Origin of the sequence: Dorea sp. AM10-31 (assembly GCF_003435815.1) — a bacterium.
GTDB lineage: Bacteria > Bacillota > Clostridia > Lachnospirales > Lachnospiraceae > Dorea_D > Dorea_D hominis.
In genome coordinates this window covers 549513-562012 of sequence record NZ_QTUV01000002.1, presented here as the reverse complement: position 1 = coordinate 562012, position 12500 = coordinate 549513, and the positions used below count along the sequence as shown (strand labels likewise).

The following is a 12500-nucleotide window of genomic DNA, read 5'->3' as shown; positions in this document are numbered from 1 at the left end:
CAAAATGGGAAAAGCAACAGGATTTATGGAATATGACAGACAGGATAAGAAAGCAGAGGCGCCAAAGGAGCGAATCCGGAATTTTAAAGAGTTTTATAAACCATTATCGGAAGAAGAACAGAAAATTCAGGGAGCAAGATGTATGTCCTGTGGTGTACCATTCTGTCAGTTCGGTCAGATGATCATGGGAATGGCGAGTGGATGCCCGTTACATAATCTGATTCCGGAGTGGAATGATCTTTTGTATCACGGGAACTGGGAAGAAGCGTACTATAGATTAAAGAAAACAAATAATTTCCCGGAATTTACATCAAGAGTATGTCCGGCGCTTTGCGAGGCAGCCTGCACATGTGGATTGAACGGAGACGCAGTAGCGACAAAATCTAATGAATATGGCATCATAGAACATGCGTATAAAATGGGATATGCGGATGCAAGACTGGTGAAAGTACGCACCGGAAAAAAAGTTGCAATTGTTGGTTCCGGACCGTCCGGACTGGCGGCAGCAGATCTTCTGAACCGTCGCGGACATCATGTCACTGTTTTTGAAAGGGAAGACAAAGTTGGAGGACTTCTCCGCTATGGAATTCCGAATATGAAATTGGAAAAACAGATTATCGATCGGAAGATAAAGATTATGGAAGAGGAAGGTGTGATTTTTCAGACAAGTTGCAATATCGGAAAAGATAAACGGGCTTCTTCTATATTGAAGGAGTTTGACCGTGTAATCTTATGCTGTGGTGCGTCCAACCCAAGAGATATCAAAGTTCCGGGAAGAAAAGCCGATGGTATTTATTTTGCAGTGGATTTTCTTAAATCTACGACGAAAGCACTCTGGGCAAATCCTGAACATGAATTAAAAGAAGGCACTTATATTTCAGCCAAAGGAAGAAAAGTTATGGTTATCGGCGGTGGAGATACCGGAAATGACTGTGTTGGAACATCCATGCGCCATGGTGCGGCATCTGTTTTACAACTGGAAATGATGCCGAAAGCACCGGATCAGAGAACAGAGATGAATCCGTGGCCGGAGTGGCCGAGAGTCTGCAAGACCGATTATGGGCAGCAGGAGGCAGCAGCAGTATTCGGACAGGATCCGCGAGTATACCAGACAACCGTAAAAGAATTTGTCAAAGATAAAAACGGACGTGTCTGCAAGGCAATTCTGGTAAAGCTTGAATCAAAACAGGATGCAAAAACCGGAAGACGTATGATGGTGGAAATACCAGGCAGCGAATATGAGGTGGAGACCGATCTGGTGCTGATCGCAGCAGGATTTCTGGGAAGTGAATCTTATATTACGAAAGCATTTGGCGTAGAAGTAAATGCGAGAACGAATGTAAGTACGAATCCGGGAGAATATAAGACCAGTGCAGAACATGTATTTACAGCAGGCGATATGCACCGCGGACAATCACTTGTCGTATGGGCGATCCGTGAAGGAAGAGAAGTGGCTGAGGCTGTTGATAAGAGCCTGATGGGATATACAAATCTGAATATCCAGTAGGAGTGTATTCGATCTTCTTTTCAGATAAGAGTTCTGGTAAATGTTACAAAATTATTAAAAGTTATTGCAAAATTGTTTTTTATAGAGTATAATCGTCCCTAGATAGTGATACTATGTCAAATTGGAATTAAAGAAATGTAAAGAAAAAGGATGATATAATGAAAAAATTTGGAGTGAAACTATTATCAGTTGTAGTGACCAGTTCGATGATCGTGACACCTGTAATGGCAGCACCTTCGGTAAAAGATTTAAAACAGAATAAAAAGGCAGCACAGAAACAGGTTGATTCATTGCAGACACAGTTGACAGGCATTATTGAGAAAATCAATAATCTGGAAGATGAGCTGGTTGTAACAGGTGAGAAGATCGAGACAACATCAAAGGATCTGACGCAGGCTAAGAAAGATGAGAAGAAACAGTACGAGGATATGAAGCTTCGTATTAAGTATATGTATGAAGAGGGCGACAGTACATTTTTCGAGACACTGGTAAGCTCTACGAACTTCTCTGATATGGTAAACAAAGCCGAGTATGTTACGAATGTACATAATTATGACAGAAAGAAACTGGCTGAGTATGTTGCTACAAAGAAGAAAGTTGCAACTCTGAAGACGAACCTTGAGAAAGAACAGAAGAGTCTGGAGAAGAAGCAGACACAGTTCGAAACAAAACAGGATGATCTTGATAAAGTGCTGACTTCCAAGAAGTCAGAAGTTGCAGATTTGGATTCCGAGATTCAGAAAGCGGCTGAAGCGGCAGCGAAAGCAGCCGAAGCAAAACAGCGTCAGGAAGCAGCTGCAGCAGCGGCGGCTCAGAAGACAAGCGGCAGCAACAAGAACAATACAAGCAATAATAACAGTAACAGCGGTAATAAGAACAACGGTGGAAGCGGCAATAGCGGAAACAGCAACAGTGGCAACAAGAATAACGGTGGAAGCAACAATAATGGCGGAAGCAACAATAATGGCGGAAGCAATAACAGTGGTAATAATAGCGGTGGTAACAGCGGTGGACATTATTCTTCAGGAAGCGCAGTTGTAAGCCGTGCGTACGGAAAGCTTGGGTGCCCATATGTATGGGGCGCGTGCGGACCGAACACATTTGACTGTTCCGGTTTCGTAAGTTATTGTCTGACAGGACGGTATGCACGTATCGGTACATCAGGTACATTTGCAGGATGGCCACGTGTAAGCAATCCAAAGCCGGGAGACGTATGTGTACGTTCTGGCCATGTAGGAATTTATATTGGTGGAGGACAGATGATCCATGCACCACATACAGGAGACGTTGTTAAGGTATCCAGTGTACAGTCCGGAATGTGGTATGTACGCAGACCTTAAAGAGTCTGGATTGTAATATATATGAACATGTATAATAGAAAATGCTCATCACAACAGTTGTGGTGAGCATTTCTTTTGGCAGTAACTATTTGAAAAGTTTAATGCTTATGTTATAATATGGAAAGCTTGTGACAGAAGAAAGGAGCGCATCAATGAAGGCATATACGAATTTTGCAGAAGTTTATGATACATTCATGGATAATGTTCCATACGAAGAATGGGCAGAATATTTGCTGAAGGTATTAGAACAATATGGGATTAAAGACGGACTGGTACTGGAACTGGGATGTGGGACCGGAACAATGACTGAGATCCTGAATGACAGAGGATATGATATGATCGGTGTGGATAATTCCGAAGATATGTTGGAAATTGCGCTGGATAAAAGAGTAGAAAGTGGAAAAGATATCCTTTATCTGTTGCAGGATATGCGTGAGTTTGAATTATATGGAACGGTCCGCGCAGTTGTGAGTGTATGTGACAGTGTGAACTATATTACAGAGGAGAGCGAACTGGAAGAAGTTTTCCGGCTGGTAAATAATTATCTCGATCCAGGCGGAATTTTCGTGTTTGATTTTAATACAGAATACAAATATCAGAAGATCCTTGCGGATAATGTATTTGCAGAAGACCGGGATGAATGCAGTTTTATCTGGGATAATTATTATGATGAGGAAGACCGGATTAATGAATATGAACTGTCTTTATTTGTAAGAAGTGCAGAGGATCCGGAATTGTATCGCAAATATCAGGAAGTACATTATCAGAAAGCATATACATTGGAGAAGATAAAGACACTGCTTGAAAAAGCAGGACTGTCATATCTGGGCGCTTATGATGCATATACGCAGGATGCACCGCTTTATACAAGCCAGAGGATCTGTGTTGTAGCACAGGAATGTCAGAAGATGGTAAGATGATTCCATGAACGTGGAATGTCAGAGGATAATAAGAAAATCAAACGAGAAGGTAAGTTTAGAAGATAAGATTAGAAAAGGATGTTAAGTATGAAAGATTATATTGTAAGAGCAACAGCAGCAAACGGACAGGTACGTGCTTTTGCTGCAATTACGAGAGAGATAGTAGAAGAAGCCAGACAGCACCATGGAACAAGTCCGGTTGCGACAGCAGCGCTTGGACGTCTGCTGACAGCAGGTACGATGATGGGAAGTATGATGAAGAATGAGACAGACATGCTGACATTACAGGTACGCGGAGACGGACCAATCGGTGGGATTACCGTAACAGCAGACAGCAAGGGAGATGTAAAAGGATATGTTGAGAATCCGGATGTGATGCTTCCACCAAAGAATGGTAAACTGGATGTTGGCGGAGCAGTAGGTATCGGACTTTTGCAGGTTATTAAAGACATGGGACTGAAAGAACCATACTCCGGACAGACGATTCTGGTGAGCAGTGAGATCGCAGAAGATCTGACTTATTATTTTGCAAATTCGGAACAGGTACCGTCTTCAGTAGGTCTGGGAGTATTGATGAAAAAGGACAATACAGTTAAGACTGCAGGTGGATTTATTATCCAGATGATGCCATTTGCAGAGGATGCAACAATAAGCCAGATTGAAGAGAACTTAAAACATGTGACTTCCGTGACAGAACTTCTGGACAAAGGCTATACTCCGGAACAGCTGTTAGAAGAACTGCTTGGCAATGTCGGTCTGGAAATTACGGATACAATGCCGACACGATTTTATTGCAACTGTTCCAAGGAGCGTGTGGAGCAGGCTGTGGCAAGTGTAGGTAAAAAAGATATTCAGGAAATGATCAATGATGGCAAACCAATTGAAGTCAAATGTCATTTTTGTAATACCGCTTATCATTACAGTGTAGAGGAACTGAAAAATATTTTAAAGAGAAGTAAGTAAAGGCAGGCGAAAGAAAATGAAACATGGATTCGTGAAAGTTGCAGCAGCGACACCGGATATCCGGGTTGCAGATGTAGAGTATAATACAGAGCAGATCTGTCGACTGATCGATGAGACAGCAGAAGAGGAAGCAAAAGTAGTTGTATTTCCGGAATTATGTATTACCGGATATACGTGTGGAGATTTATTTACACAGGATCTGTTGCTGGAAAATGCAAAGAAAGGATTGCAGAAGATTGCGACACATACCGGTAATAAGGATGGTATATTCTTTATCGGAATGCCGTTAGCTGTAGACGGTGAGTTGTATAATGTTGCGGCGGCAGTGAACCATGGACATATTCTTGGATTTACGACGAAGACATTTCTGCCGAATTACGGTGAATTTTATGAGATGCGCCAGTTCTGCGCGGGTCCGAAGGAAGCAAGAATGATTTCTTTTGACGGTAAGATGATTCCGTTTGGACCACAGATCCTTTTTGTGGCAGAAGAGATGCAGTCGCTTGTGATTGCTGCAGAGATCTGTGAGGATGTATGGAGTACGGTTCCGCCAAGCATCCAGGCAGCAAGAGAAGGTGCCGTCCTGATCGTGAACTGCTCAGCAAGTGATGAGACGATCGGAAAGGCAACATACAGAAAGAATCTGATCGAGGGGCAGTCTGCAAGACTTTTGTGCGGTTATATTTATGCCAATGCCGGAGAAGGCGAATCTACGACAGATGTTGTGTTTGGCGGACATAATATTATCGCTGAGAACGGAACAACTCTTGCAATGGGACAACGTTTTGTAAATAATGTTATTTATACAGAGATAGATATAAAACGTCTGCTCAGTGAGAGACGGAAGAATACGACATTCCAGCTTGTGGAAGACAGAAAGCTTATGCGTGTTCCGTTTGATATGAAGATACAGGAGACAAAGCTTACGAGAACATTTTATTCCAGACCGTTTGTGCCGGGAGAAGAGGGCGAGAGAGCCAGAAGATGTGAAGAAATCCTTACCATTCAGGCGATGGGACTTAAGAAACGCCTGGCACATACACATGCAAAGAGTGCAGTAGTAGGTATTTCCGGAGGATTGGATTCGACACTGGCACTTCTTGTGACAGCGAAGGCATTTGATGCACTTGGCATGGACAGAAGTGGAATTACAGCGGTCACAATGCCATGCTTTGGTACAACAGACAGGACTTATCAGAATGCATGTAAGATGTCGAAGAAGCTTGGAGCGACACTTAAGGAAGTACCGATCGCAGCTTCGGTAGAACAGCATTTTAAAGATATCGGGCATGATCCGGAGGATCACAGTGTTACTTATGAGAATTCACAGGCACGTGAGCGTACACAGGTGTTGATGGATATTGCCAATGCGGCAGGAGGCATGGTAATAGGAACTGGAGATATGTCGGAGCTTGCTCTTGGATGGGCAACATATAATGGCGATCATATGTCCATGTATGGTGTCAACGCTTCCGTTCCAAAGACGTTAGTTCGTCATCTGGTTCATTATTATGCAGATACCTGTGAGGATCAGGAACTTAAAGAGATTCTGTATGATGTATTAGACACACCGGTAAGCCCGGAACTTCTGCCACCAAAAGACGGCGAGATTTCACAGAAAACAGAAGACCTGGTAGGTCCTTACGAACTGCATGATTTCTATCTTTATTATATGCTTCGGTTCGGATACGAACCGTCAAAAATCTACAGGATCGCCAAAGAAGCCTTTGCAGGAGAGTATGATAATGAGACGATTTATAAATGGCTTCGTACCTTCTGCTGGAGATTCTTTGCACAGCAGTTTAAGCGTTCTTGCCTGCCAGACGGACCGAAAGTTGGTACGGTTGCATTATCACCGAGAGGTGACTGGAGAATGCCAAGTGATGCGTGCGTAGCCGGATGGCTTAAAAATCTCGATGAGATGGAATAAACACATAGAGAAATATAATAAAAAAGGTTTCATTCACAGTTGTGAGCGAAACCTTTTTTGTACCTTATATAATGAGTCAGTCTATTCGATTGTAATTAGGAAACTGAATTTCATTAAAGAGCGTGGAGATGAGATTATAACTGGATATTCTTGAAGAGATCTCCAAGGCTTGTTCCAATCTCTTCCGCTTTTGGAATCTCGACTTTTTCAACCGGCTCTTCTTCAACTTCTTCCAGCGCTTTCATGCTGAGACTGATCTTACCATCTTTGATACCGATTACTTTGACCTGAACTTCATCCCCGACATTCAGGACATCTTTTGGAGATTTGATACGTTTCTGACTGATCTGAGAAATGTGAACCAATCCGGAAAGACCGTCCTCAAGCTGGATAAATGCACCGTAAGTCTGTAAACTGTCTACGGTACCTGTCATAACAGCGCCAACCTGCAGATTTGAAATCTTCTCTTCTTTTGCTTTGCGTTCTTTTTCTTTCAGAAGTTCGCGGGCAGAGAGGACTAATTTATTTTCAGCCTGGTCAACGTCAATGACTTGGACTTCAATATCTTTCAGAAGATAAGATTCCAGATCGTCAATGTAAGATAAAGATAATCTGGAAGCCGGAATGAATCCGCGCAGTCCTTCTACCATAGCAATTGCTCCACCGTTGACGATCCCCTCAATCTTAACAGGTAGTATAGTTTTCTTCTCGAGATATCTTTTTACGACATTCCAAGGATTGGCATCGTCAAAATGATCTTCCAGATCTGCCATTGTTAAGTTGTTGTCTTCTTTCATTAATTCTTCACTCATAGTTTTTTTGTTCCTTCCTGACATGATTTTGATAAACGTTTTTTCTATATGGCGATAGAAACTGTATACAGTATAACATAAAAATGACCGTTGTTTCAAAAAATGTGCAAGGATTTTGCGTCTGTATGCAAGAAATAGTTGACGAAACGAAAAAAAAATGGCAATCTAACTAGTGAACTTATGAAAAATATATGATATAAAAAGAAGCAAGGAATGCGCTAAAAATATCATAAAATATAATATTAACGAAAGTTTGGAGAGAGATAGATGGGAAAAAAGACTGGAAAAGTGTATGTGGTCGGACATAAGAATCCGGATACCGATTCCATTTGTTCCGCAATTGCATATGCAGAGTTGAAAAAGAAACTGACAGGGGATGAGTATGTTGCAAAACGTGCAGGTCAGGTGAACGAAGAAACACAGTATATATTGTCTAAATTTAATGTGAAAGCGCCGGATCTTTTGAAAAATGTCAAATTACAGGCGAAAGATCTTGATATTCATAAGATTGAAGGGGTTGCACCGAATGTTTCAATTAAAGATACATGGGCAAAGATGAAAGAAAATAATATCAAGACGGTTCCGGTATTGAAGGAAGACGAACTGGTAGGAGTGATCTCTACCGGAGATATTGCGACATCTTATATGGATGTTTATGACAGTAACATTTTGGCAAGAGCAAGGACGCAGTATAGGAATATTATCCGTACATTGGATGGTACATTACTTACGGGAAATGAACATGGACATTTTACCAAAGGAAAAGTAACGATCGGAGCATCGGATCCGAATTTGATGAAGGAGTTTATCGAACGGGATGATCTGGTAATCCTTGGAAACCGTGATGAAGCACAGGAGTGTGCGATCAATATTGATGCGAGCTGTATTGTTGTATGTCAGAACGCGAAAGTTTCTTCGGAGATGCTCCGCAGAGCAGAAGAACAGAGTATTGTGATTATCAGTACACCGCATGATACATTTACAACAGCCCGTCTGATCAATCAGAGTATACCGGTGAAGTTTTTTATGAGTAAAGGACCTCTGGTTGCATTTCATATGAATGATTATGTAGATGAGATTAAGGAAGTTATGACGAAGACAAAATTCCGTGATTTTCCGATCCTTGACAGACATGGCAGATTCCGTGGATTCATTTCCAGACGTCGTTTTATGGATGCAAGCAAGAAGAAAGTGATCCTTGTAGATCACAATGAGAAATCACAGGCTGTAGATGGGCTGGAAGAAGCAGAGATTGTAGAGATCATTGACCATCACAGACTGGGCAATATTGAGACAACAGGACCGGTATTTTTCCGGAATCAGCCGGTAGGCTGTACGGCGACGATCGTTTATCAGATGTACAGAGAGGAAGAAATCTCCATTTCACCGAAGATTGCAGGTCTTCTCTGTTCAGCGATTATTTCCGATACATTGCTGTTCCGTTCACCGACCTGCACATCCATTGATGAGAAAGCGGCGGCGAAACTTGCAAAGATCGCCGGAGTCGATATGGAAGAGCTTGCGAAAGAAATGTTTAATGCAGGTAGCAGCATGAAAGGCAAGACGCCGGAAGAGATCTGCTTCCAGGATTTCAAACAGTTTACGGTAAATGACGTCGTATTTGGTGTCGGACAGATCAATTCCATGAGCGGAGAAGAACTTAAGGAGATCAAAGAAGTGCTGGAACCGCATCTGGAACAGGTGCTGGAGAAGCAGAATCTCCATATGATCTACTATATGCTGACAGATATTTTGAATGAGTCAACAGAATTACTCTGTTGTGGAGCAAATGCAAAAGCACATATTACAGCAGCATTTGATCTGCCGGAGGATACACAGGATATTATCCTTCCGGGAGTTGTTTCCAGAAAGAAACAGCTGATCCCGGCACTGGTGGAGACATTACAACAATAAGATATATAGAAATGATCTGATACAGGAGGAGAAGATGGCAAAACAGATATGGAAACCGGGCAATATGGTTTACCCGCTTCCGGCAGTTATGGTTAGTACAGCAGATAAGAACGGAGAAGACAATATTATTACCGTTGCATGGACGGGAACGATCTGTACGAATCCGGCTATGCTCTATATATCCGTGCGTCCGGAGCGCTATTCTTATCATATGATTAAAGAAAGCGGAGAATTTGTTGTAAATCTGACGACGGAGGAACTGGCAAGGGCAACAGACTGGTGTGGTGTTCGTTCCGGCAGGGATGTAGATAAATGGAAAGAGATGGGACTTACCCGTGGCAAAAGCGAGACATTACAATATTCACCGTGTATTAAAGAAAGCCCGGTGAATATTGAGTGTAAGGTGGATCAGATACTGGAACTCGGTTCACATCACATGTTCACGGCGAAAGTACAGGCTGTTCAGGTAGATGACAGATATATGCAGGAGAATGGAAAATTTGATCTTGCCTCCAGCAGACTGCTGACATATTCCCATGGAGAGTATTATTCGCTGGGAAAGAAGCTTGGAACATTTGGCTATAGTGTGAAGAAGAAAAATAGAATAAAATAATATAATAAAAACAGATCCTTCTATCAGAGGGATCTGTTTTTACGTATGCTTCTAAAATTAAGCAAGGTCTTCACCTGTGAGCATCTTGTATGCCTGCAGATATTTCTCGATCGTTTTGTCAACGATCTCCTGAGGGAGTGTCCAGTCGTTGTTCGGATTTGCTTTCAGCCAGTCACGGGCAAACTGTTTGTCGAAAGACGGCTGCCCATGTCCCGGCTCATAACCGTCTGCCGGCCAGAAGCGGGAGCTGTCCGGTGTGAGCATCTCATCACCGATAACAAGGCTACCATTCTCGTCAAGACCAAATTCAAATTTGGTATCTGCAATGATGATTCCTTTACTTAATGCATATTCTGCACATTTTTTATATAACGCGATAGTGCTGTCACGAAGCAGTTCGGCATATTCACGACCTTTTCCTGGGAAATATTTTTCCAGGTGAGCAATACTCTGTTCAAAAGAAATATTCTCGTCGTGATCACCGATTTCAGCCTTGGTAGACGGAGTGTAGATTGGTTCCGGCAGTTTGTCGGATTCTTTTAATCCTTCCGGCAGCTTGATTCCGCAAACAGTTCCATTCTCCTGATAGCTTGCCCAGCCACTTCCTGTGATATATCCGCGGACGATACATTCAATCGGAAGCATGTGGAGCTTCTTGCACATCATGGATTTACCGGCATATTTCTCATTCTGGAAAAATTCCGGCATATCATTTACGTCAACTGAGATCATGTGGTTTGGAAGAATATCTTCTGTCATATCAAACCAGAATTTGGACATCTGTGTGAGAACAGATCCTTTCTTTGTAACCTCATTGTGTAAAATCACATCGAAACAACTGATGCGGTCTGTAGCAACCATGATCAGACTGTCTCCATTGTCATAAATCTCACGTACTTTACCTTCTTTGATTGGCTTTAATTCCTGCATTGTTTACACCTCGTTATTGAATTTTTTGAAAAATATCACAGTAACCGTATCACTCTTTGTAGTATAATGTCAAGTTATTTGATAATGAACTGTAAGAAAAACAATTCATGCACAAAAGTATCCGTATAAGGAAAAAGAAAGCACCTCTTTTAAAGAGGTGCGATTTTCAGACGGTAAATTCTTTTTAACAGAATCGTTGACGTGATGAGTGAGACAATCTCAGCGATAGGAATTGCCCACCAGACAGCATGCAGTCCAAACAGGATTGCGAAAATATAAGCAATCGGTAGAATCGCAAAAAGCTGTCTTGCCAGAGAAACGATCAGGCTGTAGACCCCATTTCCCAAAGCCTGGAATACAGAACCGACAATGATGTTATATCCGGCGAACAGGAAACTTAAGCTGATGATCCGAAGTGCCGGTACGCCGATAGCAAGCATCTGTTCTGATGCATCAAACAGTGTGAACAGGAAGAAACGAGGACAGGTCTGGAATAATACAAGACCGATCATCATAATCGTCACTGCAATCGCAACACTGAATTTAGCTGTCTGTATAATACGGTGTTTATTTCTGGAACCATAATTATAAGCAACGATCGGAATCATACCGTTGTTCAATCCGAATACCGGCATGAAGATAAAGCTCTGTAATTTAAAGTAGACACCAAATACAGCAGTTGCAGTTGAAGAGAACATTAGCAGGATTTTATTCATACCGAATGTCATGACGGAAGTGATTGCCTGCATGATGATCGATGGAACACCTACTTTGTAAATAGTGGCGATCGTGCGTCCGTGAGGGCGAAAACCTTTCATATTAATATCAATTTCATGATTTTTCGTATGATTAAAAAATGCTGCTAAAATAACACCGACAATCTGTCCGGTAATGGTGGCAAGTGCAGCTCCGGCAACTTCCAGTCGTGGAAATCCGAACAGACCGAAGATCATAATCGGATCAAGAATAATATTGATGATCGCTCCGGTTCCCTGTGTGATCATGTTGTAAATTGTTTTTCCGGTAGACTGCAGAAGACGTTCGAAGGTAATCTGCATGAAAATTCCGAAAGAACAGATTGTGATAATGCTTAAATATTCTGTACCGTAAGCAACGATCTCAGGATTTTTTGTCTGGACAGAAAAGAAAAAATGAGAACCGATGCCGCCGATAATTGCAAATATGATAAAACTTAAAACAGCAAGGAAAATACCATTTTTTGCAGCACGATTGGCACCTTTATAATCTTTTTCACCAAGATTACGGGACAGAAGTGCGTTGATACCAACGCCGGTTCCAGATGCGACAGCGATCATCAGCGTCTGGATTGGGAAAGCGAGTGATACGGCAGTCAGTGCGTCTTCACTTAGCTTGGCTACGAACATGCTGTCTACAATATTATACAATGCCTGGACGAGCATGGATAACATCATCGGTAGTGACATTGAGATAAGCAATTTTGGAACCGGCATGGTTCCCATTTTATTTTCATGGACAGGTGTTGTTTTTGGTTTTGTTTGTACCATAAAAATCCTCCTTTAGAATAAAAACATGTAAATGTACACGTAAAT

General features: G+C 42.0%; 10 protein-coding genes. 7 read left to right on the top strand and 3 right to left on the bottom strand.

What is annotated here, in order from left to right:
• Positions 1-4: 4 nt before the first annotated feature.
• The 5 genes from DW125_RS05810 (at position 5) to DW125_RS05790 (ending at position 6660) form a co-directional block, all read left to right on the top strand.
• Entirely contained in the window at positions 5-1507 is a 1503-nt protein-coding gene (locus DW125_RS05810) for a glutamate synthase subunit beta (RefSeq protein WP_117537376.1), read from the top strand.
• A 158-nt stretch (positions 1508-1665) separates the two neighbouring features.
• On the top strand, positions 1666-2847 hold the full coding sequence (locus DW125_RS05805; protein WP_117537375.1) for a coiled-coil domain-containing protein: 1182 nt from the start codon (positions 1666-1668) through the stop codon (positions 2845-2847).
• A gap of 152 nt (positions 2848-2999) precedes the next feature.
• The gene (locus DW125_RS05800; RefSeq protein WP_021861402.1) at positions 3000-3767 is read left to right on the top strand and encodes a class I SAM-dependent DNA methyltransferase; all 768 of its coding nucleotides are present in this window, start codon (positions 3000-3002) and stop codon (positions 3765-3767) included.
• Between the two features lie 87 nt (positions 3768-3854).
• Positions 3855-4730 (top strand): Hsp33 family molecular chaperone HslO, encoded by an 876-nt coding sequence (hslO, locus tag DW125_RS05795; protein WP_117537374.1) that lies wholly within the window; start codon positions 3855-3857, stop codon positions 4728-4730.
• A 16-nt stretch (positions 4731-4746) separates the two neighbouring features.
• The gene (locus DW125_RS05790; protein WP_117537373.1) at positions 4747-6660 is read left to right on the top strand and encodes an NAD(+) synthase; all 1914 of its coding nucleotides are present in this window, start codon (positions 4747-4749) and stop codon (positions 6658-6660) included.
• A gap of 134 nt (positions 6661-6794) precedes the next feature.
• Here the strand turns inward: DW125_RS05790 and DW125_RS05785 are convergent, their stop codons facing one another.
• Complete coding sequence (locus DW125_RS05785) at positions 6795-7472, bottom strand: S1 RNA-binding domain-containing protein (protein WP_021861399.1); 678 nt, start codon at positions 7470-7472, stop codon at positions 6795-6797.
• A gap of 267 nt (positions 7473-7739) precedes the next feature.
• Here DW125_RS05785 and DW125_RS05780 point away from each other — a divergent pair, with 267 nt between their 5' ends.
• Together DW125_RS05780 and DW125_RS05775 are read left to right on the top strand one after the other, a co-directional pair.
• Positions 7740-9386: a putative manganese-dependent inorganic diphosphatase gene (locus DW125_RS05780; RefSeq protein WP_117537372.1), complete on the top strand. Its 1647-nt coding sequence runs from the start codon at positions 7740-7742 to the stop codon at positions 9384-9386.
• Positions 9387-9420: 34 nt separating this feature from the next.
• Complete coding sequence (locus tag DW125_RS05775) at positions 9421-9999, top strand: flavin reductase family protein (protein ID WP_117537371.1); 579 nt, start codon at positions 9421-9423, stop codon at positions 9997-9999.
• A gap of 57 nt (positions 10000-10056) precedes the next feature.
• On the opposite strand, the gene DW125_RS05770 is transcribed toward DW125_RS05775, so the two are convergent.
• Together DW125_RS05770 and DW125_RS05765 are read right to left on the bottom strand one after the other, a co-directional pair.
• Positions 10057-10929: a phosphoribosylaminoimidazolesuccinocarboxamide synthase gene (locus DW125_RS05770; RefSeq protein WP_117537370.1), complete on the bottom strand. Its 873-nt coding sequence runs from the start codon at positions 10927-10929 to the stop codon at positions 10057-10059.
• Between the two features lie 149 nt (positions 10930-11078).
• Entirely contained in the window at positions 11079-12455 is a 1377-nt protein-coding gene (locus DW125_RS05765; protein WP_117537369.1) for an MATE family efflux transporter, read from the bottom strand.
• Between the last annotated feature and the right edge of the window lie 45 nt (positions 12456-12500).